The organism is Streptococcus dentasini (genome assembly GCF_053206945.1).
Genome location: NZ_JBRUHS010000009.1, coordinates 84411 through 108792, shown reverse-complemented (window position 1 = coordinate 108792; position 24382 = coordinate 84411). Strand labels below are relative to the sequence as shown.

At 43.7% G+C, this 24382-nt stretch carries 21 protein-coding genes and 3 pseudogenes; 4 read left to right on the top strand and 20 right to left on the bottom strand.

The window, feature by feature from the left end; translation table 11 throughout:
- Positions 1–80 precede the first annotated feature (80 nt).
- The 18 genes and pseudogenes from ACVR1G_RS07925 to ACVR1G_RS07840 form a co-directional block, all read right to left on the bottom strand.
- Positions 81–1883, bottom strand: coding sequence for a serine hydrolase domain-containing protein (locus tag ACVR1G_RS07925; protein WP_447452637.1), 1803 nt, complete (start codon positions 1881–1883; stop codon positions 81–83).
- A 19-nt stretch (positions 1884–1902) separates the two neighbouring features.
- Positions 1903–2301 (bottom strand): annotated as a pseudogene (locus ACVR1G_RS07920) (acyl-CoA thioesterase); the annotation flags it as partial.
- Positions 2302–2318: 17 nt separating this feature from the next.
- Positions 2319–3011, bottom strand: a complete 693-nt coding sequence (locus tag ACVR1G_RS07915) for a hypothetical protein (RefSeq protein ID WP_447452636.1) — start codon at positions 3009–3011, stop codon at positions 2319–2321.
- Entirely contained in the window at positions 3004–3729 is a 726-nt protein-coding gene (locus tag ACVR1G_RS07910; protein WP_447452635.1) for an ABC transporter ATP-binding protein, read from the bottom strand. Before ACVR1G_RS07910 ends, ACVR1G_RS07915 begins: the two co-directional genes overlap by 8 nt.
- 50 nt (positions 3730–3779) lie before the next feature.
- Positions 3780–5591: a serine hydrolase domain-containing protein gene (locus ACVR1G_RS07905; protein ID WP_447452634.1), complete on the bottom strand. Its 1812-nt coding sequence runs from the start codon at positions 5589–5591 to the stop codon at positions 3780–3782.
- A 14-nt stretch (positions 5592–5605) separates the two neighbouring features.
- Complete coding sequence (locus ACVR1G_RS07900; protein WP_447452633.1) at positions 5606–6754, bottom strand: CPBP family intramembrane glutamic endopeptidase; 1149 nt, start codon at positions 6752–6754, stop codon at positions 5606–5608.
- A gap of 21 nt (positions 6755–6775) precedes the next feature.
- Positions 6776–6970 (bottom strand): hypothetical protein, encoded by a 195-nt coding sequence (locus ACVR1G_RS07895; RefSeq protein ID WP_447452632.1) that lies wholly within the window; start codon positions 6968–6970, stop codon positions 6776–6778.
- The gene (locus ACVR1G_RS07890) at positions 6963–7736 is read right to left on the bottom strand and encodes a CPBP family intramembrane glutamic endopeptidase (protein ID WP_447452631.1); all 774 of its coding nucleotides are present in this window, start codon (positions 7734–7736) and stop codon (positions 6963–6965) included. Before ACVR1G_RS07890 ends, ACVR1G_RS07895 begins: the two co-directional genes overlap by 8 nt.
- Before the next feature lie 42 nt (positions 7737–7778).
- Positions 7779–8585 carry a CPBP family intramembrane glutamic endopeptidase gene (locus ACVR1G_RS07885; RefSeq protein ID WP_447452630.1) on the bottom strand — a complete coding sequence of 269 codons (807 nt, stop codon included), beginning with the start codon at positions 8583–8585 and terminating at the stop codon, positions 7779–7781.
- Complete coding sequence (locus tag ACVR1G_RS07880; protein WP_447452629.1) at positions 8575–9303, bottom strand: CPBP family intramembrane glutamic endopeptidase; 729 nt, start codon at positions 9301–9303, stop codon at positions 8575–8577. Before ACVR1G_RS07880 ends, ACVR1G_RS07885 begins: the two co-directional genes overlap by 11 nt.
- A gap of 177 nt (positions 9304–9480) precedes the next feature.
- Positions 9481–10320, bottom strand: coding sequence for a CPBP family intramembrane glutamic endopeptidase (locus ACVR1G_RS07875; RefSeq protein WP_447452628.1), 840 nt, complete (start codon positions 10318–10320; stop codon positions 9481–9483).
- Positions 10304–11077, bottom strand: coding sequence for a CPBP family intramembrane glutamic endopeptidase (locus ACVR1G_RS07870; protein WP_447452627.1), 774 nt, complete (start codon positions 11075–11077; stop codon positions 10304–10306). The genes ACVR1G_RS07875 and ACVR1G_RS07870 overlap by 17 nt, the downstream gene beginning before the upstream one ends.
- Positions 11078–11100: 23 nt before the next feature.
- Entirely contained in the window at positions 11101–12897 is a 1797-nt protein-coding gene (locus tag ACVR1G_RS07865; RefSeq protein ID WP_447452626.1) for a serine hydrolase domain-containing protein, read from the bottom strand.
- A 289-nt stretch (positions 12898–13186) separates the two neighbouring features.
- Positions 13187–15649 carry a M13 family metallopeptidase gene (locus tag ACVR1G_RS07860; RefSeq protein ID WP_447452625.1) on the bottom strand — a complete coding sequence of 821 codons (2463 nt, stop codon included), beginning with the start codon at positions 15647–15649 and terminating at the stop codon, positions 13187–13189.
- A 269-nt stretch (positions 15650–15918) separates the two neighbouring features.
- On the bottom strand, positions 15919–16395 hold the full coding sequence (locus ACVR1G_RS07855) for an acyl-CoA thioesterase (protein ID WP_447452624.1): 477 nt from the start codon (positions 16393–16395) through the stop codon (positions 15919–15921).
- Positions 16396–17290: 895 nt separating this feature from the next.
- Entirely contained in the window at positions 17291–18004 is a 714-nt protein-coding gene (locus ACVR1G_RS07850; protein WP_447452623.1) for an ABC transporter permease, read from the bottom strand.
- Positions 17997–18722: an ABC transporter ATP-binding protein gene (locus ACVR1G_RS07845; protein WP_447452622.1), complete on the bottom strand. Its 726-nt coding sequence runs from the start codon at positions 18720–18722 to the stop codon at positions 17997–17999. Before ACVR1G_RS07845 ends, ACVR1G_RS07850 begins: the two co-directional genes overlap by 8 nt.
- A 417-nt stretch (positions 18723–19139) precedes the next feature.
- The gene (locus ACVR1G_RS07840; RefSeq protein WP_447452621.1) at positions 19140–20288 is read right to left on the bottom strand and encodes an MFS transporter; all 1149 of its coding nucleotides are present in this window, start codon (positions 20286–20288) and stop codon (positions 19140–19142) included.
- 111 nt (positions 20289–20399) lie between these two features.
- Between ACVR1G_RS07840 and ACVR1G_RS07835 the strand changes: the two genes are divergently transcribed.
- Positions 20400–20708: an ArsR/SmtB family transcription factor gene (locus tag ACVR1G_RS07835; protein ID WP_447452620.1), complete on the top strand. Its 309-nt coding sequence runs from the start codon at positions 20400–20402 to the stop codon at positions 20706–20708.
- Positions 20709–20771: 63 nt separating this feature from the next.
- Here ACVR1G_RS07835 and ACVR1G_RS07830 read toward each other — a convergent pair whose 3' ends face one another.
- The gene (locus ACVR1G_RS07830; protein ID WP_447452619.1) at positions 20772–22127 is read right to left on the bottom strand and encodes an MFS transporter; all 1356 of its coding nucleotides are present in this window, start codon (positions 22125–22127) and stop codon (positions 20772–20774) included.
- 94 nt (positions 22128–22221) lie between these two features.
- On the opposite strand from ACVR1G_RS07830, the gene ACVR1G_RS07825 reads away from it, so the two are divergent.
- The 3 genes and pseudogenes from ACVR1G_RS07825 (at position 22222) to ACVR1G_RS07815 (ending at position 23939) form a co-directional block, all read left to right on the top strand.
- Complete coding sequence (locus ACVR1G_RS07825; RefSeq protein ID WP_447452618.1) at positions 22222–23319, top strand: ArsR/SmtB family transcription factor; 1098 nt, start codon at positions 22222–22224, stop codon at positions 23317–23319.
- A gap of 26 nt (positions 23320–23345) precedes the next feature.
- A pseudogene (locus ACVR1G_RS07820) lies at positions 23346–23659 on the top strand (hypothetical protein).
- Positions 23660–23681: 22 nt separating this feature from the next.
- The gene (locus ACVR1G_RS07815; RefSeq protein ID WP_447452639.1) at positions 23682–23939 is read left to right on the top strand and encodes a transcriptional regulator; all 258 of its coding nucleotides are present in this window, start codon (positions 23682–23684) and stop codon (positions 23937–23939) included.
- 123 nt (positions 23940–24062) lie between these two features.
- On the opposite strand, the pseudogene ACVR1G_RS07810 reads toward ACVR1G_RS07815, so the two are convergent.
- Positions 24063–24268 (bottom strand): annotated as a pseudogene (locus ACVR1G_RS07810) (IS3 family transposase); the annotation flags it as partial.
- Positions 24269–24382 lie beyond the last annotated feature (114 nt).

Below are 24382 nucleotides of genomic sequence, written 5' to 3'. Positions count from 1 at the left end.
CAGATAAGGCCAAATCAGTTTTGGGTGTGGTTCGATCATTTTGTTGTCTTTAGTCATTAGCATTTTTTCCTTTCATAATCTTACATGCCCCACCACTGGTAAAGGTCAAAGAAGTAGATAAACCAGACGGTAGCTAGAGCTGCAAATACGGTCAGGCCGTAGTGGAGCTTGGCTTTCCAATCCAGCTGCCCCTTAGGCCAGAAAATCAGTCGCCAGAGGAGGAGACCCAGAAGGGCCAGACCGATCAAGGCAAAGCCAATAGTTAGGAATGGGATGGTGTTCACGGCTGCAACGTCCTGAGAGCTCATTATCATGAACAATCGTCCAAAGGCTAGCCCTGCTAGAGTAATTAGTCCTGCCAGCACATGCTGCCAAAGCTTGGGCTGGGCGGGTACAGTTTTCTTCTTCAGCCTGCGAATTAGCCAAGTTATAGCGCTGATAAGGAGATGACCGAGGGCATAGATAACAGCTAGACCTCCCGCAATAGCAGTGCCGTACATGAGCCAGACCTGCTCCTGAGGGACGGACAGATAATCTGCCACTGGTAAACTGATGAGCTCTTTGCCGTCTGGGGTTCTAGCCACCTTGTAAAAATTGACAATACCTCTCCCAAAGTCAGTCTCAAAGTTTTCTGACCGACTCTGCTTGATCGCCAGGAGGTTAAAGGCAGACAAGGGGCCTTCTACAGAGGTTCTTGAGGTCAGATAGGTTCCGGAATAGTTATCCTTAGGTCGTTTAGCCAGAGGGGAGTCCTTGTATTTCCCGAAGATCAACTCAGGCATTTGATAGTTATAAATCTGCTCCCCAGCCTGATTAGTCATGACGACCAGACCGACCTTGTTTTTCAAATCCAGCATAAGACCGTTAGAATAACCATCAGTATTACCACCGTGCTCGGTAACGGTGACGGCGTACTCTTTTGTCCAAAAACCGTGACGGTTTTTGGGAACCTTACTGTCACTATAGACATCACTGGCGCTGAAGAGTTGTTCCCAAGTTGCCTTTTTCTCAAAGATAAGCCCTTCTTCCTGCTTGAGCAAGGCTTGAGCATAGGTCTTGAGGTCGCTCAGTGTACCAATGATTGACCCTGCAGGATAGGGATTAGCCAGAAAGAGCTGATAACCGATATTTTTGCCTGTTGTATCATAACTTTGATTTTTGCCCCGCTCTTTCTTGACATAGGCATTGTCGGATAAGTCAAGCTTGATGGCCGTACGCTTCATTCCCAAAGGCTCAAAGATCTCCGCCTTGACATAGTCAGCGAAGTCCTGACCAGTCACTTTCTGGACGATATAGCCTGCGAGGGCAGTCCCCCAGTTGGAATAGGCGGTCACCGTTCCTGGCTCATAGACCTGTGGGGGCTGGACCTGACTCAGGTAATCCTCAAGTGGTATAATCTGGTTGTCATTTGGCGCTAGAAACTTGATGTAGGTCTCTTGAAAACCAGCCTTATGGTTCATGAGGTCCAGCATGGTAATAGGTTTATCAAACTTGAGATTTTTGAGGAAATTTTTGGGCAGGTAGGTCCGGATATCCTCATTGAGATCGAGCTTACCAGCCTCAACCTGCTGCATCACGCTGATCCAGGTCACGGTCTTAGAGGTCGACCCCCACTCGAAGACCGATCCCTTGTCAGCTTTGATATCTTTTGCCTTATCCATATAGCCGAAATGCCCCTCGTAGAGGGTCTCGTCAGCGCTGAAGACCGCGGTTTCCATACCAGCGGTCGTGTTCTTGTGTTTGTCCACAAAGGCCTCAATCTTGCTTCCGATATTGTCGTAAGTATTGCCCGAAGGCAATTTGTCGCTGGCCTGAACGGCTGGGGCGGTCAGCAGACCCAGCGCTAGCAGACCAGTTGTTAAAACCTTTTTAAACTGTATCATCTAAAAAACTCCTTTCTGTTTAAGCTCCTAAATCGTGAACATCCTGACTTTTCTGATAATCAGCCAGTGCTTGGTAAAACTCCGGAAAACGCCGCTTGATATTGACCAACTGCCCCAGAGGATCGATAAAATAATGCTCTGTCTTGCCCTCGAAAACCAGCGCCCCGTCCTCTACTCGGTACATGCGGTAATAAAAGACACAGCGGACCCCATTGAGCTTGATAATCAGCGTGTCGTTCTGGATATCTTGGGCGAAGGTCGTGCTGTTTTTATAACGGCAGGACAACTCTGAGACCGGCGAGATCAGCTGTTGCGCCTCTAAACGCTCATAGCTATAACCCAAATCCTTTACAAAGGCAATCCTGGCCTCTTCCATCCAACGGATGTAGTTGGAATGATGGACAATGCCCATCTTGTCAGTTTCATAGTAGTGACCTAGCTGATCTCCATTCGCTGGATTTGGCGACCGAGGTAGGTCAGAATCCCTCCACTGATCAGGCCACTGCTCAGAGCTAGTAGAGCCATTAAACGGAAGTCTTGCGTTGAGGCACTCATGATGATATTGCTAGTAAACGCGATGAAGACAACAGGGGTGATGATAACAGCAGGTCCGGATTTAATCCAAAAACCAATGAGCAGGCCGATCAGCGCAGTTCCCAAAGCCGTGATACCTGCCAAGCTAGCACCCGCCAAGACAGAGAAGATTTGACCGAGATCGTAGTCCAAGTGGGTAATGTGCAAGCTAGGATTGAGCAGAGCTAGGCTCAGACTAGTGAACAGGCTAGCTAGAATGACAAAACTGATGCAGAAGACAAGCACGATAACCAGCTTGGCTAGAAAGACCGTAATCCGACTAAGGGGATAGGAGAAGAGCAGGAGTCGTTCTTGACCGGTATAGTCTTTGAGGACAAAACGAACGAGCATAACAGCTGCTAGGATACTAGCAATGAGGGCAAAAAACCCGACCATAGCAGAGGATGTCTGTCCAGAAGTTGAAAAACCATCTGAACTCTTAGCTGCAGCTAAGCTAAAAATGAGCCAAATCACTAAAGGAGTCGAAATCAGACAAGTTATCCAATAGGGAGTGAGTCGTGTTCGTTTGAGTTCAAGGTTGATCAATTTAAGCATAGCCGCCTCCTGTCATGATAGATAAGAAATAGTCTTCCAGACCGTTTGGATTTTCTTTTCTGATTTGCTCCATCGGCACTTCCCGAACAATCCGGCCGCCGGCCAGCACACCGATGGTATCGGCTATATGCTCAATTTCGCTGAGGATATGGCTGGAAATCATCAGGGTCATGCCCTCGGCAGTCAGTTCCTGAAAAAGAGTCCGCATCTCCCGAATGCCCATAGGGTCTAAGCCGTTGATCGGTTCATCCAAGATGAGCAATTTGGGTCTGTGGACAATCGCTCGGGCAATGGACAGGCGCTGGCGCATCCCCAGGGAAAACTTAGAGACCGGCTGTTGGCCCGTATCGGCTAGACCAACCCGCCTGAGAGCTGCTTCGATATCCTGACCTTCCCGGTCCATATAGGCTAGATGGATAGCCAAGTTGTCCTTGGCAGAGAGGTGCTCATAAAAGATGGGCGTTTCGATCAAGAGACCGATATCTGCCAGAATTGCCGAACCTTGACTATCGGCGCTCTGGCCAAAAATGCTGATCTGACCAGCCGTTGGCTTGATGAGCCCTGTCACCGCCTTGAAAATCGTGGTCTTGCCAGCCCCATTAGCACCGAGGAGACCGTAAATGCTTCCCTCTTCTACGTGTAGGTCACAGTTTTGCAGGATCTCTCGGCCAGAGTAGACCTTGCTCAAACCCTGTGTTTCTAAAATCATTGCTGTCATAAAATTAAATTCTCACTTTCGTCATGTTGATTGTCAGATGGTGACTCTAGCTAAACCACCCACCATTGGTAAAGGTCAAAGAAGTAGATAAACCAGAGGGTGGCGAGTGTTGCTAGAATGGTCAGGCCGTAGTGAAGTTTGTTTTGCCAAGTCAGTTTACCCTTAGGCCTAAAGAACAGTCGCCAGAGGAGAAGGCCTAGAAGTGATAGACTGATTAGGGCGAAGCCACCAGTAATCAGAGGAATTCTGTTTACAGTGTCAGCATCCGCATTGGCTTCCATTGCGCTAGTTACTATTATGAACAGAGTGACAAAAGATAGGCCTGTTAGCACTGTTAAACTGGCCAGTAAATGGTGCCAAATCTTAGACTGGCTAGGGGGAGTCTTTTTTCCCAGTTTGCGGATAAACCAGACAAGAGGACTGACTAAGAGATGCCCACAAGAATAGATAAAAGCCAGGCCAGCAGCTATGACGGTCCCATACATCATCCAGATACGCTCCTGAGGGACAGCCAGAAAATCGGCTACTGGCAGATTGATTAGCCCTCTGCCATCTGGTGTTTGAGATGTCTTATAATAAATGCGGTCAAGAGCTTGGCTGAATCGCTTTGACTGACTATCTTGAAGGCCTAAGAGGCTCACAAAGGAGAAGGGACCCTCTAAGTAGGTTCTGGAGGTCTGATAGATTCCAGAATAGCTATCCTTGGGAAGTTGGGCTAGGGGAGAGTTCTTATATTCTCCGAAAATTAGCTGAGGCAACCTTGCATTGTAGTTTTGCTCGAGGTGTTGATTGGTCATGACCACTAGACCGACCTTGTTTTTCAAATCCAGCATCAGGCCATTGGAATAACCGCTAGAGTTGCCAGCATGCTCGGTGACCGCAATGGCATACTGCGTGACCCAGAAACCGTGGCGGTTTTTGGGAGTCTTGCTACCAGCATAGACATCACTGGCACTGAAGAGTTTGTCCCAGGTCGCCTTTTTGTCAAAGAGGACGCCTTCTTCCTGCTTGAGCAGGGTCTGGGCATAGGTCTTGAAGTCGCTCAAGGTACTGATGATGGAGCCTGCAGGATAGGGATTGGCTATAAAGAGCCGGGTGCCAAGAAGGGTGCCTGTCGTATCGTAACTTTGATTTCTAGCCCGCTCTTTTTTGACATAGGCATTATCAGATAGGTCAGGTTTGATAGCAGTGTGTTTCATACCCAAGGGGTCAAAGATCTCGGCCTTGACATAGTTGGCGAAGTTCTGACCAGTCACTTCTTCTACAATGTAACCAGCCAGGGCAGTCCCCCAGTTGGAGTAGGCTGTGACCGTGCCTGGTTCATAGACTTGTGGAGGTTGGACCTGACTTAGATAATCCTTGAGGGGAATAATCTGATGATAATCCGAAGCCAAAAACTTAATTTCTGTCTCCTGAAAACCAGCCTTATGGTTCATCAAGTCTAACATGGTAATGGGCTTATCAAATTTAAGGTTTTTGAGAAAGCCCTCAGGCAGGTAGGTGCGGATATCCTCTTTGAGGTCAATCCGTCCAGCCTCGACCTGTTGCATGACACTGATCCAGGTCACGGTCTTGGAAGAAGACCCCCACTCGAAGACTGAACCCTCATCAGCCTTAATCCCTTTTTCCTTATCCATATAGCCGAAGTGTCCCTCGTAGAGGGTCTCGTCAGCAGTGAAGACCGCAGTCTCCATGCCAGCGGTCGTGTCTTTGTGTTTGTCCACAAAGGCATCAATCTTACTTCCGATGTTGTCATAAGTATTGCCAGATGGCAGTTTGTCCTCAGCCTGAACGGCTGGGCTTGCCAGAAGTCCCAAAGCCAGCAGACTTGCGGTGATGAGCGATTTAAGTTTTTTCATCATCTTTCCTTTCCTCATTAACTAGTGTGGGCTGGTTCTAATATTCCTTGGCTATTGTTTTGGAGTGTTTGCCAGCGTTTACCTGTCATCATATAGTAACTAAGGGCTAGAGAAACTAAAATAAGGCAGACCGTTGTGATAAAGTCAGTCCAGTTTAGTTGTTCTACCCTCATGATAGAAGAAGTCATGGAAAAATAAATGATATCGACCAAGGCATGAAAACCGACTAGCAGTGACAATTTACCTGTATAAAGATAGATGAGAGCAAAGAGAACCCCGATAGCTGTCGCATAGATTACTTGATTGAGAGTGTTAGCAAAGTCTTGGCCAGATGTCAGGTTGAGGAAGTGTAGGCTTCCAAAGATAAAGGAAGACAGAAGGACAGCGGCCATAATCGAGAGCCTTTGGGACTTGATTGTCCTGAACGCTCTGAGAAGGCAGAGGAGTAAAGCGTAGCGGACCCAGATTTCCTCAAGAAGTCCCGCTCTAATGCCTGTGAAGAGGTAACCCCAAGTTAGATTGAAGGGTCGAAAATCACTGATTGAGATCACGCCAAGGAGGATAAGGCCAGCAAGACCAATGATTATGAGAATGGTATTGGTCTGCATGCGGCCTTTAGGTTTCCAATCAGGGAGAGGGAACTGCCAGGCTCTCATCAGCAATACGGTAACTAGTGAAAAAGCAGTGGCTTGCCAAAGTCCTGAATCTAAAAAGATAGCTAGGAGATTTTTTTGGGGTAGGTAGCCAGTAAACAGTCCAATGGTCTGAAGGTAGGAAATTCCCCAAGCGTTGAGCAGAAAGACTCTGGCTAAGTTGGAGTTGACCTTGGGACTGGCTAAGACTTTTGCAGTCGGTATTATAGCCAAGAGGAAGTAAGGTAAGGCTAAAATCAGGAATAGGACGGAAAAGGCTGATAGACCTTTGCCTAGTAGGTCCAAGGTTAGACTAATCGTTGGCAACTGGGTCAGCAGTACTCCCCAAGTCACCATTTTATCTGCTTTGTTGGACAGAGGTTTAAGAGATTGAAGCAGCCCAAGTAGCTGAATGACAGCTAATCCGATAATCAGTAGCGGGTGCAGTTTAGCACTCAGGCCACCTATGAGAAGTGCTACTAACTGGAATATCAACTGGCTTCGGTAAATGGTTTTAAGATTGAGATGGGTCATAAAGTTCTCCTTTCCTAGTCATCAGCTTAGTTGCCTGTCTTTCCAGAGAAAGTAAAGTTCGGCTAAGCCCAAAAGGAGCAGGCTAGAAGCGGTCATCAGTATGACGGGCATAAGACTGGGAGTCAGTTTCCAGAAGAGCAAGGAAACAGTTAGGAGTGAGCCTGCCAGACAGGCGTCAATTGGGCTGGACATCAGGTCATTACATTGTCTAGTCATAGGCTTTCTCCTCCTTATCGGTCCGATACCAGAGCCAACTGGCATAAAGTGCCATTAGCCCGATTCCGGCGAAATAGATCATGTAATTGAACCCTTCTTTGATAAAGGGACCTGAAAGGAGATTATTAAAAGCGTGAAGTAGGGCGCAGTACCAGACAGACTTGCTATGCTTATAGAGGCCTGAAAAGACAAAACTGAGGACCAAGACTTCGAGCGCAAATATCAGAAAAGAAGTCCCTGCCTGAGAAGAGCCTGGAATAAACCAGAGTGGCACATGCCAGAGAGTCCAGACTAGGCCTATCAGGACAGCCGACTGCCAAAAACGGAATCGCTTTTCCAGGGCTGGTTGGAGAAATCCTCGCCAGCCAATTTCTTCATTGCCCCCACCGCAGATCAGAATAAAGAGGAAGCTGATAGGTGCTGTCCAAAGGGAACGCTCAGGATTTAGACCTGGGCTAGCTAGGGCATAGACGATGGCTTCCATGCTCATCAGTAGGAGTAAGGGAAGCCAGGTCCTGCGACGACTGGAAAAGATATAGCCCCAAAGTTCTCTCAAGGACAACTTCATTGCCATCTTAGTTCCAAGGGCAGGTCCGAAAGAGCCTAAGATAATGGTTAACATTGCTAATGAAACTGAGCGACCTGATGAGAGGGTGTTCAAGATAATGGTTAAGCCCCATAGTCCCCAACTCCAGCCGAAGGTCCAGGCTAGAAAACTTGGGATGAGGTTTGGTTGCGGTTCAATCGTTTTGGTGTCTTTAGTCATTAGCATTTTTTCCTTTCATTGGTCAGAAAAACAGCAATCAGGTCAGAAATGTCTTACCTCTTGCGCTCCTTCCTCCTTATCAGTCCGGTACCAGAGATAGATACTGTAAAGGGCCATGATAGCAATACCACCTAGGTAAAAGAAGGGATTGACCTGCGATAAATCGCCAAATCCCATAGCCTCACCTATACCAGTAAAGCTAGCAGGTACGTTGTTAATCAGCGCGTGGAAGAGTACGCAGACGATGACAGACCTTGTCCTCTTGTAAAGTCCAGCAAACCAGATGGCAAAGACGATACAGCTGACAAAAAATAGCGGGAAAGAGGTCTGGCCTCGGTCGTAGAACCATAAGGGCACATGCCAGATGGCCCAGACGATACCAACAATCGCAGTGGCTAGGGAGAAGGAAAACTTTCTCTCTAGTGCCGGTTGTAGAAAGCCCCGCCAACCGGGTTCTTCATTACCACCTCCCATGATGGCGACGAAAATGATCCCCAATGGTAATTCAGCTAAGGCGCCATCTATCAGCTTTCCTCCACTGGCCAAGGCGACAATCGCTGTTAAGGTTCCGCTGTAGAGGAGGAAATAGAACCAAGCTCTTTTTCTGCCTGAGAAGATAAAGTCTGTGATTGCCCTAAAACTTTTCTTTTTGAGAGTGATAATGCTGGCTACCATCGGCCCGAAAGTACCTATAAAAAAGAGGATGGTTTCAAGTGGGTTACTAGGCCAAAGATTTTTGAGGAGAATGGCCAGAGCCCAGCAACACCAACTCCAGCCGAAGGTCCAAGCCAGATATGGCCAGATGAGTTTCGGTTGCGGTTCAATCGTTTTGGTGTCTTTAGTCGTCATAGGCCTTTTCCTTTCTTTCTGATTTTTTCTTAAAGAGGTAAAAAATAATGGCACTGGCTAAAACATAAGCTAAAATTGCTAGGGGAGAAATTTCAGCGCCGTACTTCCCGCCGAACAAGAAGGACTGCTGTTTAAATAGCACCGTTCCCATGATGAGATTCCAAACTGCATGGATCGCAATACTATTAAGGATTGACCCAGTCAGATAGGTCGCCAAGGAAAACAGAATCCCAACTAGTGTTCCAGCTAGTAAGAGTTGGAGAGCTGTTATAGGATTCAAGGCTCCATTTAACAGATGGATGGCTGCAAAGACAAAGGATGGCAACAGTATAGCGATAGTTCTAGAATATCTGAGCTCCAGCAGTCTCATGATAAAACCTCTAAAAAAGAGTTCTTCGACAATCGGAGCAGCTAAACCTCCCATGATAATGGTCCAATACAAATTGTCATCCAGATAGCTCCGCCCGCCCAATAAGTGTAAGAGGAGCTGAACAGTTAGGGGCATAAGAAGAGCGATAAGGAGGCAAGACCAGTGAGGGAAAGCCAGATTAATACGGACTTCCTTAAAACTTAGATGGCAGAGTTTGCTGGTTAGAAGATAGAGAGACAGTAGCGATACACCAATGTAACTAAGGGCGGACAGTCCATAGCTGATAAGGGGGATGCCAAGAAATTGTGACCCTTGATAGATCAATACAGAACAAGCTCCGCTAAGCATAAAAGCTAAGCAAGCTAACAGACAGACTCCAAGAATTTTCTAGGTTGACATGTTTTTAACAGTCATCATAATTTTTTCTCCTTTGTGAGTTTACTAGGGGAATTTGCTACCAACTGATCCTTTAAGACGTAAAACATAGTCAAGCAAGTGCACAGAACATCCCCCTCCAAAATTCGATCAGAAATATTTTACCTCCTGCTTTCCTTCCTTTTTATCTGTCCGATACCAGAGAGACATGCTGTAAAGGGTCAGAAGGGCCAGGCCACCAAAGTAAAAGATTGGGTTGACCTTAGAGAAATCGCCATCTGTAGCTTCGGATATGCCAACAAAGGTTGTGGTAACAGTATTGTATAGGACATGGAAGAGGTTGCAAGCGATAAGGGATTGAGTTTTTTTGTAAAGAGCAGAAAGCCAGAAGGCTACAGCAATGAGACTGATCCAAAAGAATGGAAAGGAGTCAAGGCCTCCCCAGTCTGCAAACCGACCATAAAACCAGAAAGGAAGATGCCAAAGGGCCCACACGGTACCTACAAGTATGGTCGCTAGAGGAAAGGAAATTTTTTTCTCCAGAGCTGGCTGGAGGAAGCCCCGCCAACCGGGTTCTTCCACGCCTCCTCCCAAGGTGGTCATAAAGATAAATTCCAATGGTAATATCGCTAAAATACCAGCATCCACTAATCTAATACCAGCTACTAAGGCATAAACGGTTATTAGGGCCCCAGCATGGATGAGAAAGTAGGCCCAAGTCCCTTTCTTGCCTGAGAAGAGATAGGTTCTAATAGCCTTGAGCCTCTTCTTTTTGAGCACAATCAGACTGGCTGTCATTGGTCCGAAAACGCCGATGGTAAAGAGAGTCCCTTCAAGAAGCAGATAGGGCATAGGCGGATTTTCCGGCCAAAGGTTCTTGAGGAGAATACATAGTCCCCAGAAGCCCCAACTCCAGCCGAAGGTCCAAGCCAGAAAGGCTGGTACGAGTTTTGGGTGCGGTTGTAAATGGGCATCAACTTGTGTGTTCATAACTAATCTCTCTTTCTTTCCGATCCGTCCGATACCAGAGCCAAATTCCGTAGCCAGCTACCAGGAGTAGGCCAGCTAAGTAATGCCAGCCAAGGGCTGGTGAGTCAAGGCCTTCAAAAATCATGAAATGCAAGTTAGACACCGTATGGAAGATGTGACAGGCTATAATGGAGTGGGTAGCCTTGTAGAGCCCTGCATAGGCAAAGGAAATGAGCACACATGTTAGGCATTGTATGGCAAAGTAAGGCAGGCTTCCCCCTCTATCTATGACCCATAGTGGGAAGTGCCAGATTCCCCAGATAATACCGAGGAATACAGTCGCAAGCGGAAAGGGAAACTTTTTCTCCAAGGCAGGCTGGAGGAAGCCCCGCCAGCCCAGTTCCTCATGGCCTCCGCTAAAAACAGTTAGCAAAACTACCATGAAAGGTAGGTTGGTCAAGGCTCCCTCAACTAATCGTCCAGAAGCGACAACACTGTCCACGACTGTTAAAAGAACGGAAAACAATAGAAGAAGCAACCAAGTCCCTTTTTTTCCATAAAACAGCCATTTGGGAATTGCTTTTAGAGGGATTTTTAGGACGATAATAGCTCCGATGGCAGGTCCCAAAAACCACAACATATTCCCTATCTGGGCAATTGGTGACTTACCGAACAGAAAGATTAGCCCCCAGCAGCCCCAAGTCCAGCCGAAGGTCCAGGCCAGATAGGGCCAGATGAGTTTCGGATGCGGTTCGATTAGTTTTGTGTCTTTAGTCATTAGCATTTTTTCCTTTCATAATCTTACATGACCCACCATTGGTAAAGGTCAAAGAAGTAGATAAACCAGACGGTAGCTAGAGCTGCAAATACGGTCAGGCCGTAATGAAGTTTAGCTTTCCAGTCCAGCTGCCCCTTAGGCCAGAAAATCAGTCGCCAGAGGAGGAGACCCAGAAGGGCCAGACCGATCAAGGCAAAGCCCATGGCCAGTAGAGGAACTGTATTTAAAACTGCACTATTTTGAGTGATGATGGCCATGAGTAAAACTCCGACAGCTAGACCGACTAGAGTAATCAGTCCTGCCAGTAAATGCTGCCAAAGTTTGGATTGGGCGGGGGTAACTTTTTTCTTCAGCCTGCGAATTAGCCAAGTTATAGCGCTGATAAGGAGATGGCCGAGGGCATAGATAACAGCTAGACCTCCCGCTATGGCCGTCCCATACATGAGCCAGACTTGTCCCTGAGTAACCTTCATCAAATCAGCTCCCGATAGGCTGATAACTTCCTTGCCGTCCGGGGTCTGAGATACCTCGTAATATGAGCTACTAAGCGTTTGGCTAAACTGGTCTGACTGGCTATTCTGTAGTTCCGTCAGCTTGACAATTGACAGAGGTCCCTCTAAAAACGTCCTTGAGGTCAGATAGGTGCCAGAATAGTTATCCTTAGGTCGTTTGGCCAGAGGAGAATCCTTGTATTTCCCAAAGATCAGCTCTGGCATTTTCTGATTATAGACCTGCTCGCCAACCTGATTGGTCATGACCACCAGACCGATTTTATTGTCAACATCTAGTATCAGGTTATTGGTGTAGCCGAAAGTTCCCCCGTTATGCCAAGTGACTGCTTTCGCGTATTCCCCTGTCCAAAAGCCGTGGTGGTTTTTGGGAATATCACTATTGCCATAAACATCACTGGCACTGAAGAGCTCCTCCCAAGTCGCCTTTTTGTCAAAGAGAACGCCTTCTTCCTGTTTTAAAAGAGCCTGGGCGTAGGTTTGGAGATCACCCAGCGTACCAATGATCGACCCTGCAGGATAGGGATTAGCCAGAAAGAGCTGATAACCGATATTTTTGCCTGTTGTATCATAACTTTGATTTTTGCCCCGCTCTTTCTTGACATAGGCATTGTCGGATAAGTCAAGCTTGATGGCTGTATGCTTCATTCCCAGAGGTTCAAAGATCTCCGCCTTGACATAGTCAGCGAAGTCCTGACCAGTCACTTTCTGGACGATATAGCCTGCGAGGGCAGTCCCCCAGTTGGAATAGGCGGTCACCGTTCCTGACTCATAGACCTGTGGTGGCTGGACCTGACTCAGGTAATCCTCAAGTGGTATAATCTGGTTGTCATTTGGCGCTAGAAACTTGATGTAGGTCTCTTGAAAACCAGCCTTATGGTTCATGAGGTCCAGCATGGTAATAGGTTTATCAAACTTGAGATTTTTGAGGAAATTTTTGGGCAGGTAGGTCCGGATATCCTCCTTGAGGTCGATCCGACCTGCTTCCACCTGCTGCATGACGCTGACCCAAGTCACGGTCTTGGAAGAAGACCCCCACTCAAAGACAGAGGTTTCATCAGCCTTGAGCCCCTTGGCCTTGTCCATATAGCCAAAGTGTCCTTCGTAGAGGGTCTCGTCAGCAGTGAAGACCGCCGTTTCCATACCGGCTGTGGTGTCTTTGTGCTGGTCCACAAAGGCTTCAATCTTGCTTCCGATGTTGTCATAAGTATTGCCAGATGGCAATTTTTCGCTAGCCTGTACCACTGGAGTTGTCAATAGCCCCAGCGCTAGCAGACCAACGGCCAACAGTTGTTTCCATCTTTTTTTCATAAGAAGCCTCGTAATATATATTTATGGGAATTTCTAAACCGAAATAGAGTCTCTTAACTTAATGACATTAAACAAAAATCCTGTCCCCTATCAACTAGTTTAGCTAAAACAGTCGGACACAGTGGTTGATTAGGAAGTCCTTATCTCTTGTCTTTTTTTGAGTATTAAAGCGGTTTAGGGCACTGGCTGGAGTCTAACAGTCGTATTTTCCGCTTTTAAGACGATCTTGGCTTACCAAATCACCACCTGCTTGTCCGGCTCCATATACATACCATCAGTTGGCTGAATGTTATAGGTTTTTTTGAAAAACATCGCTGTTGGCTAGCTGGACATTAGCGCGAAGGATTTCTGGAGAGTGCACATCGCTGGCTAGTTCTTCCTGTGCGATAGCCAAATTGGTTTCATCACGCCATAGGCGGGCGTAGTTTTCAAAGAATTCTGTCAGGTTAGCCTCAGGATTTTCCTTTTGCAAAGCTGCTAAGGCAACAGCCAATCCACCAGCATCTGCCGTGTTTTCCGTAAGTGTCAGGTTGCTATTAACCTTGCTGCCATAAAGGTTGAGTCCATCAAAAAGCTGAACCATAGCTTGAAGTTTTTGGTCAAAAGCCTGCTGATCCTTATCTGTCCACCAATTATTTAAATTGCCATCTTCATCAAAGCGTGATCCATTGGAATCAAAAGCATGAGTAATTTCATGACCGATAACAACTCCGATGCCCCCGAAGTTAGCCGCCTCGGACTGGTTAGCATCATAAAAGGTACCATTTATGATAGCTGCTGGGATATAAATGGAATTGGTCAGGTCGTACGCGGCATTAACGCTGTAAGCTTCTAAAGGCCATTTGTTTTTATCAACAGGCTCATTATAGCTACTAAATTGTTCATGCTGTAACATTGCTGATAGCTGTTTAATATTGTCGAAGTAAGAATAATCATCCTCAACGAACAGACGTTTGGCAATGTCTGAAACCTCCTTTGGAGCACCTATAAAATAAGTCATATGGTCTAATTTTTCAATGGCTTTCTCTTTTGTGCTTTGGGAGAGCCAAGTATTGTCCAGCAGACGTTCCTTGTAGGCTTCCACGATTTTTGCAGTCATGGCTGTGACATCTTCCTTGACCCTATCATCAAGAAAGTTTTGTCCATAATAAACACTCCAGAGTTCTGAAAAGACATGCTTGGTCTGACGGATGGCCTCATCCTCCTTGTCCTGCTTAATAACTTTAGGGTTAAGTTCAAGGGCCAACTGTCGCAATTCTTCAGTCAGATAGGGGATATGACTGCTGATTTCATTGACCAGCAACCATGATTTCCAAGCTGCTAAATTTTGCTTATTAATGATTTCATGCAAGTGCTCGAAGTAAGTTGGATGGCTAACATTAATCTTTTCGACCTTTTGCTTGACTAATTCGTTAATCGTGCGGTTTAAAGCGAGCTCAGGAGAGTAGGCCTTGACTTCTTCAGCTGTGCGCGGATTATACAGATTACTAAGATTACTCCTCTTATCAGCTGATGGAATATAAGGAGCGACTAAATTTTCAAACTGCGCGGCTTGCTCAGTAATTTGTGCAGCCTCTTCCTGAGTACAACCGACGGCAGTTAATAACCTTTGGCTGCTCTCTTTATAGGAAGTCAGTATCTGTATCCGTTTGCTTTCATCTTGATAGGTTTCTTCGTCAAGAATTGTTTCTGGTGCTGACAGCCATATCATTTTCTGATCGGAATTTTCAAGATCATTAAAGACACTGATAGAGTAAGGAAGTGCCTGATTGTGCAGGACACGTTCAGTTGTTTCGGCTGCTAAATCTTCCACCCCACTTAGCTCTTCAATGGCTTCTAAGTAAGGTTTAACAGGCTCAATGCCATCTAACTCACGCTGCTCAAAATCTGTGGCCTTTTTGTAAAATTTGAGATAGTCATCCATACCCTCAATGCAACTTTCTTCTTCACCTGAAAGCAGCCCTTTAATGCTTTCTTTTACATTGGCATCAGCTATATTTTGAAGTTCCATCATGCTGCTTTGAGTCAAAGAACCATCAGAGATTTCGGTTTTTTTAAACCATTCGTAATTGATATGAGTGTAGAAATCATCTTCTAACCTTGGAGCAGTTTCAGTGCCGGTTGTTGGGTCAGTTGTAGGATTTTGTGATGCTTCATTTGTCTGTGCTGTCTCTGCCGGTGGATTGGTCTGTCCCTGACTGATGCTGTCAGCTTGCTGGTCTGTCTTGCCTGCTTCAGTACCTTTTGCAGATTGTTCGCTGCTATCAGCTGTACTAGCCGACTGACTTGGGGCAGTATTGGTTGGATCCGCTGTGGTTTGACTTTGTTCAGGGTCGCTAGTCTGTTGAGTGGTTTGTTTTTGAGCTTGCCCCGTAGCTGTCTCTGCATTAGTTGAAGCTTTTGTGCCGTCTGAGACTGAGTTAAGCGATTTACTAACAGATCCTTGGTCTGCCTGCTTCTCGCTGGCTGCAGGATTCGGTTCTGCTGTTGGGGTTATCTGGCTGTTGGTCAATGCTGGTTCTTGGTTATTGGTAGCCGATTCTGTTGCTTGGTTGTTAGTGGGTGTAGCATCAGTGGTAACAGTTTGCTTTATTTGAGTGGCTGCCGAAGTCTGTGGCCCGCTTTCAGGAATACGGATATCCTGCGTGGCAGTATCGACTGGATTTTGCTCATCAGCCCGGACGATTTGTGTAGCTTCAAAGCTTCCTAGGACGATGACAGAAGTTAAAATAAGTAATTTTTTATGTTTCATGCGATTCTCCTTTAGGGATAGTGATTGGTTCAGACCTTGCTAGGACTTTGGGACTTGACTGTTTTGGAAATAAAAACGGCCAATGCCAGACAACTGTCAAAAATTAGTACGGCTGCGAAAGGATGCTGACTGGCAAAAATAGCGCCAGCAGATGGTAGTGATGACGAGCTAGCAGCAGGCGAAGTGTGTTTGTGATCAAAAACGTGGCCGATATAGTTGAACAACATAGCGGTAATAGCGATTAGCTTCAGGTGAAAGCATGAGTGATGTCATGGGGTTATCTCTTTCATTTCTTCGTCTAATACTGAAGCAGTTCCGGCTGTTTTGAGAGGGGTTACTTCACTGCAAGTTTTCAAGGCCTGATAAAAATCAGGGAAACTGCGCTTGATATTGACCAGCTTGCCCAGTGGGTCAATAAAATAATGCTCGGTTGATCCTTCAAAGACCAGCACCCCATCATTAACCCGGTACATGCGGTAGTAAAAGACACAGCGAACACCGTTGATCTTGATAATCAGCGTGTCAATCTGAATATCCTGAGCAAAAGTTGTGCTGCTTTTGTAACGGCAGGATAGCTCTGAGACCGGCGAGATCAACTGCTGTGCTTCCAGGCGTTCATAACCGAACCCGAGACTGTCCACTAGCGCAATTCTAGCCTCTTCCATCCAGCGGATATAGTTGGCATGATGGACAATGCCCATTTTATCAGTTTCGTAGTAGTGAACTTTGCGTGTGTAGCTGTACATAGAGTCCTCCTTATTTTTGTTTGTCAGATACTTTTTTAACCGTCCAAAGGTCCAATGACAGAGCCAGGCCAAATAGCCCGATAGCAGAGAGAAAGGGTAGGGTTAGATGGTTTTTAAGCGCTTTCACAAGAGCGCCTCTTACTTGTGCCGCTATTGCAACACACTGACTTCAAGACAAGCTATAGCTGGCCTAAAGATTTCTTTAGATACTTTGGCCGGTATAATCGGAGACGACTCCCCCCCACACGACGTACGCATGAAGAAAATCATCCGTTGGAAACACAATCAAAATGACAAATTGCTCACCTTATCTAAGCTTTTGACCTCTTTTCCCTAATATAAGCTAGAAAATAATGGTTTCTCTAACGAACGAAAAATAGATTCTACTTTTCTGAATATGTTCAACCTTTTCAGAAAACATGTGATTATTCTTTCTTCATGCGTTTGGCATGCTACCTCACCTTTATAAGTCAACTATTCCAGTGGTGTTTTTTAGCCAAATGTGTTAATAGCAAAAGGATTGGTAGTGTTCCTCAGTCGGAGGAAAGGGTTTCTTGATAGGAATATAGTTTCTTTTTTACCAGATAAGCATTTTATACTCATTTGATCTCAAAAATAGATATGATTGACTTCTGGTGCTTAATGATATTTCCCGTTATTCTCTTTAGTAGTAGGAACGTTGGCCTTGCTAGGTTGGGACTGGCAAAGGACATATGAGATATATGGAAGTATGGAGACTGTCATTTAGTCAGCTCTCCGTAGAAACCAAGCCCGAAGTCTTGTGGTTTCCCCGAATAGCTTCGCTAGTCTTATCACCCCCGACGGAAATCTGGGAAATGTGGAGGACCTAAGTACAACTACCTATTTTTGATTTTCTTTGAGGATTACCGCTATCTCAAACTTCCCGCTGTTCTAGCCCTCTAGTCAAGATAATATAAAACACCAGGATCAGGACTGCGGAAATCGCTGCTAAGATAGCAAGCAGGATAGGATTGGACTGAATAGATCCCACCAATAAATTGGTAAAAAGTGACGTAATAATAAGGACTGACACAATAGTGGCTGGCAGAGAGTTCTTCCACAATCCAATCCATAGACCCGCCATTGATACAGCAATAGTGACTACGCTAGATCCTAAAACAGCCAGTAACATGAAGCCAAGCAGGCTAAGGTCGAAATCAAAGGGGATAAAATGAAAGAGAACATGACTCCCCATAAAGACTGGTAAGGTGATGAGACCTCCTAAAATCATACTGAGAGAGGTAAAGACAGAAACCAACACCAACTTGGCCAAGAGTACCTTAGAGCGTTTGACAGGGTAACTAAAGAGTAAGACTGCATTTTTTCCGCCATACTCATTAACCACTAAGCGACCAACCATAACTGCGGCTAAGACCGCAAAACAGGCCATCATCAGAACAGAGAAGAAGCTGACAAAAGCACCGGAAGTGGCTAAGGGAGAATCGCCGACGTCTATCTCTGTTGAATCCTTACTGGCAAAACCTATGATATGTAAGATAGCGGTGATAAATACGGTGATTGATATGGCCCCGATGACATAGGGCTTAATATTAGTACGTTTGAGTTCCAGTTTGATCAGTTTAAGCATGTGTACCTCCTGTCATGATGTTCAAAAAATAGTCTTCTAGGCCGTTTGGATTTTCTTTTCTAATTTGCTCCATCGGCACTTCCCGGACAATCCGGCCGCCGGCCAGCACACCGATGGTATCGGCTACGTGTTCAATCTCGCTGAGAATGTGGCTGGAAATCATCAGGGTCATGCCTTCATCAGCCAAGGTCTGAAAGAGTGTCCGCATCTCCCGGATGCCCATGGGATCCAGGCCGTTGATCGGCTCGTCCAAGATGAGCAGTTTGGGCTGGTGGACAATCGCCCGGGCAATAGCCAGGCGTTGGCGCATCCCCAGGGAAAACTTAGAGACCGGCTGTTGGCCCGTATCGGCCAGCCCAACTCTCCTGAGAGCTGCCTCAATATCCTGACCTTCTCGGTCCATATAGGCTAGGTGAATAGACAGATTGTCCTTGGCGGATAAGTGCTCGTAGAAAATCGGCGTCTCAATCAGAAGCCCGATATCGGCCAGAATAGCTGAGCCCTGAGCAGCTGCGTCCTGCCCGAAAATGGTAATTTGGCCGGCTGTCGGCCTGATAAGGCCGGTAACGGCTTTGAAAATAGTCGTTTTCCCGGCCCCGTTAGCGCCTAGGAGACCGTAAATAGTGCCTGTTTGGACATGCAGATTGCAGTTTTTCAGGATTTCACGACCTGAGAAGACCTTGCTCAGGCCTTGAGTTTCTAAAATCATTGTTGTCATATACTTCTCGCTTTCTTCTATCTATACAAAATTTTTATATATATTTTTTTTATATAAACTATAAAATATTTTCCTGCATGTGTCAATGCTTTATATATAAAAATTTTATATCTAATAAGAAAAAGATCGACAAGATAGCGCTTATCACAACTTAACAGCCCTGTAAATCACTTACTTGGCAACTTAAGCTATTCATCATAAATGATGACAAATAGCGTTGATCCCATTCCCACGTCAGTCGTCTCTAGGCAATAATAAAAAATTCCCAGTATATGCTATACTGAGAATTTTATCCACTGTCATTAAAACTGGTTTCTACTACAAGAAAGTCTTTAAGCTATAAAACCCTTACCAAGTTCTTCTAAGTCATATTAACTAATCTAGCTTAATTTAACACACAAAGGAACTAAAAGAATGTTAGTTTTTCTTAAACGCTCCTGCTTGAGCATAAAGTAACCAAGATAAGGCAATCATGATAGCGGCAAAGATGGAAATTCCTGAGAACCCTGTAAACGTTACAAAGAGAACTCCTCCAACAATGCCGGCAATGGTTTCTCCAAGGTACATAGCTGCATTTGACAATGAAGAGATAGTACTGCGTGCGTTTTCGACAGTTCCCTGTAGGGTTGTCATGAACAACGGGAAGACAAAACCATTATTAACATAAATGATCGTTAATAAAATTTCAGCAGTCCAAAAATTCTGTGCCAATGGTAATATTAAATAAAGAATAGTGAGTGTCATTAGCTCTGCTCTGAATGTCTTTTGCAGACCGAAACGTTTAACGATTTGGCTGCCGAAAAGAGAGCCAAGTAAGTTCCCTGCCCCAATAGCAATAATAGCTGTACTAATGGTTGTCAGGCTCATATGAAAATCATGTGTAAACCATGTTGAAATAAAGGTGATAGCTGTAAATGAACCTGTTTGGAATACAAAATAAGCAACAAGATAACTCACAGATTTTCTATTGGTTAAAATATTTTTATAGGCCTCTGTAAATGAAATTCTATTAGCCTGACTGATTTCAAGTTTAGGCAGATAAACATGAATCAAAATGAGTAATATAAGAGAAGCTGCTGCAATAGTATAGAATGGCGTTTGCCAAGAAAAGCTGGCAAGGTAACCGCCAATTGGCACACCAGCCATTTGAGAAACAGATAAACCTGCAGTTGCATAACCCATGACTTGAACAATATGACTTTTATCTACTACAATCGGAATAGAAGCCCAAACCTGAGGTGTTACAAATGAAGCACTAATCCCTGCAAATAAGCGAAAAAGAAGCATAAGAGGAAAGCTAGTTGCAAATCCGCATAGGAATGTTGAGATAGCGAAAGCGGCTAATCCATAAGTCATTACTTTCTTCCTATCTCTACCATCAGAAATTGGACCTGAGATAAGCGCGAAAACAGCATAGCCAATAGCATATGCACTAACCATCCAACCTGAAATGGAGGAATCTATTCCGTACAATTTGATTAGAGTTGGCAGCAAGGGAGATACTAAGAATGTATCTGTTCCAATGATGAACATGGTTAAAAAGAATAAAAGAGAATATTTTTTCATAATTGACGACTCCATTAAGATGTTATAGATTTAATAGTTAAAAAACTATTTAACTATCATAAGAAATATTGTAGCATTGACAGGTAGAAGATTCAATAGTAAAATAATCCTATGACTATTGAAGAATTATCTAAAAATCAAGATGAACAAAGAATCAAAATATTTAAAGCCTTGGCTGATCCTGCTCGACTAAATATTGTCAGACTTCTATACCAGAAACAGGACGAATTGAATTGTGGTGAGATTGGTACTTTGCTGGCTATTAGCAAGTCGGCTGCCTCTTACCATTTTAGAACCCTGCGCGAAGCAGGCCTTACAAACACAAGGAAGGTAGGGCAAAATAAGTTTGTAAAATTAAATCAACAGACATTTGATAACTTATTGCCTGGCTTCCTGACTTCTCTTGAAGCTGAAGAATGAAAATGTGTAAGCTTATCTAAAAATAAAGAACCAGCTTAATCTGAACAGCTGGTTTTTATTGTCTTAATTATCATGATTTGAGAAATGTATCATTTCTTTTAAACTGACAATGACTAGAGCCAGTGTAATGCCCCAACCAATCCGAGTGGCTAATAATAGATTGTTTGGCCAAAGATTTAGACAGGTTGATCCAACTGCTGAGCCAGTCGAAATAGCAACATTTTGTACCATTCGCTGTAAAGCTCCTGTGGTGCCTTGCATTTCCATAGGGCTAGCTTGCATAATACTCGCAATATTGGCAGGCTGAAAGTATCCTCCGCCAATACCATAAACAAACAATCCTAAAGTTAAGAAGAAATAAGGCCAGCTAGGAGTGAGCAGCAAGAGGAAAAGCAAAGAAACAATAATAATCCCGAGACCTAAATGACTAAAGGCTTTATTTTTGCTGCCGTCATTGCACTTCCCTGATAATCTTGAAAAGATTACTAATCCTGCTGGTGCGCCTAGCACAAGAAAGCCAGTCTGTCCCACTCCTAAATGATATAACTGTTCAAAAATAAAGGGAGGCAGTAAAAAAATCATTGCAGAAGCAAAACCAAAAGCGACCGTTTGAAAAAGATAGGAGATTACCTGAGGATTCTCCCTTAGTCCCTTGACATTTACAAGCGCATTCTTTTTATAAAGCTCAGTACGATAAAACAAAATCCCAATCAATAAACTGACTACTATTAAAGTAAGGCTCATAGCTAACAAATGAGGTTTACTTAATAAAGATAGTCCCAATAAAAGACAAACTAGCATGGTAGCGTTGATTACTGTTCCAAGAGTATCTAATGTTCGTTTGCTAGTCTCTTCGGAGACTTTGTTAAGAAGGTAGTGATTGCATATTATTCCGAGGATTGCAAAGGGAACATTTATCCAGAAAATGAAGCGCCAGAGATTTAAAGAAAGTAATATACCTCCTAAGGACGGACCAAGGACAGGCCCTAAGCCAATCATAACGCCTAAAATGCTGATAGAGCTGTTTTGACGTTCTTCAGAAACTAAAGTAGTAATCAAAGCTGCTGAAGTAGCTTGTAGAGCGGCAGCCCCTATGCCTTGAAAAATCCGGCCAGCAATGAGCCAGCCAATACTATTAGCAAATCCACAGAATAACGAACTCAACCCAAAAAGTACAAATCCTAAGTAGGAAATCGTTAACTTTCCAAATTTATCACTTAATACTCCTAAAGGCAGGATAGAGATAGCTAAAGCTAAAGTATAGCCAGTTATTGTAAACGATGTAATGTTAGTTGTCGTTTGGAATTCTCCCGTCAAAAAAGATAGGGCAACATTGATGATGCCTGTGTCTAAAGTGGAAAGCAGCATCCCCATACCTGCGATAACTGTTACAAGTAAATCCTGAAACCGTTTTGTCATTTTCGTTTCCTCCTTTATCTCAAACTATGATACAATGGAGATAACTCATAATCAATCAATTCTAAAAATATCGAATCGTTTGGAGGAATAACATTTGGCGATTACCATTCAATTTAGCAATTATGCTCGGAAAACAGACGAAACGCTGACACAAAGGATACAATTTGTCTATTCCCCTTTAAATGAACTTTTTAGAAGTTTACATGTCTTATTAAATCCCCGTCATCATGGTACAAATATTGATTGGGTCATTGAGATACAAGACAGATTGACAGACGATTTCTATGAGAATCTTCATTATTTTCAACTCTTTTATGAACTTGGTGTTTCTCCTATCTTGCTTTGCAATTTTCGCTATCATGCGACAACGATTGAAGAAGAGGTACAAAATCTGAAGAAATTTCTTGATGAGCTACCAACTACTCAGTTAATTGAGCATTTAGAGAAAGTGACGAATGACCGAGAAAACTCCTTCATTCCTGCCTTAGCAAAGGGTCTGGAGTGGAAGGATTTCTCATTGGGTAACGATAAGCAGCTGCTTAAGGATTTAAAAAAGGATGCTTCTGATGTCTACCAACGACTTTTTTCCTTTATTGATTGGTATAGACGAGAAATATTTGATAACACTTGGAAAGAGAAGGCCATTCAGCAGAAACTGCTAGATGAAATTCAGAAGCAATCTTCTTTTTTAAGAAAAAACGGTTTAATCGGAATGTTTAATCATTTGCAGGTTGACCGTATCCATTGGAAAGAGGATGAGCTGGTCGTTATTAAGCCGTTTGAGCAAGAAATCCAACTGCAAGATAGTGATTCTATTATGCTGATCCCTAGTTATTTTATTTGGCCTCACCTCTTTGTTGAAACTTTCGACCAAGGAATTGCTATCACCTATGATATGACTGAGCAGCCGAGTTACTATAATGCCACACCGGAAAATTTGATTACTATTTTTAAAGCTTTAAGTGATCCTGTCCGCTTGCAAATTATGAATTATGTCATTGATAAACCAAGTACGACACAATCTTTGGCTCAAATTTTATTAATGAGTAATTCCAGTGTCTCCAGGCATTTGCAAATTTTAAAGGAAGCTAACTTATTAACAACAACAAAAGCTAAAAAATTCGTCCTTTATGAGCCGACACAGCTCGTTACACAACTGATGCCAAACTTTTATCAATTCTTTAAGAATTGAGACTTTAGTCATTAAAAAGGTGGTGAATTACCATGCCAATGTCACAAATTATTTCGGTTTTATCAGCTAATTGTTTTCTAACTCAAATTGAGATTGAAAGAATCCTAGGACATTCTTTGTCGAAAAATGAAGTTACTTTTTTAAAAGCTAGTCCTGAAATAGTCTTATTTAACTTCTACGGGCGAGTTTATTATAAATTAAATAATGATAATGTCTCTATCACAGAGCAAGGAAGACTAGCCGTCGAAAAACTAGCCAGACGTCCTCAAGCAATTAAGCTTGGCCAAGCACGAACATGTTTACACCATTTGGCAGGAAAAGCAGGAGTTACAATATTTGAGTGGTTTATTCAAAATAAATTAATGAAACAAGAATCCCCTATCAACTATTCTTTGACGCAAACAGGAATTAATACTATGCAGCAATGGCTGGGCTATCAGCCCAATCCTAATATCAAATTATGTTTAGATTTTTCTGAAAGAAAGTTTCATATTGGTGGGGTGTTGGGAGAAAAGATATTAGAAAAACTAATTCATGAGAGAAAATGTCAATTAACTCAAAGCAGACAGATTGTTTTAAAAACTGGTTTAAATGATATAATGAAGGATTTTTATAAGTAAATCTCTATCAATCTTTAGTTGAACTTATTACTTGTTGTGGAAGTATTATATTGTGTTAAGAATTTACTTTTTGATTTTTAATCGATGAATTGCAATAATAAGTGCAACTTTTTAAAAACTCGCTTAGTAGAGCCTCAAAAGTTGAACTATAAATTTATGATAAGGTTTGAATCCCGCGTACTGCACAGGACTCAGTCCTTTTAGTTTTATTTTGATTCGTTTGTTGTTGTAGTAATCGCTATAGTTTGAAATAGCTTGTTTCAATTGGTCAATCGTTTTAAAGTGGATTCGTAACCATAAAACATCTCAGTCTTCAAAATCCCAAAGTAAATGGATTTCAATGGAGTTTCTAAAGTATTTTTATTTGCTGTAGCTGATATCAAAGCTTTTAAATTTATGGGAATATTGTATTTTAATCTCAACATGATATAATACCTTTACTA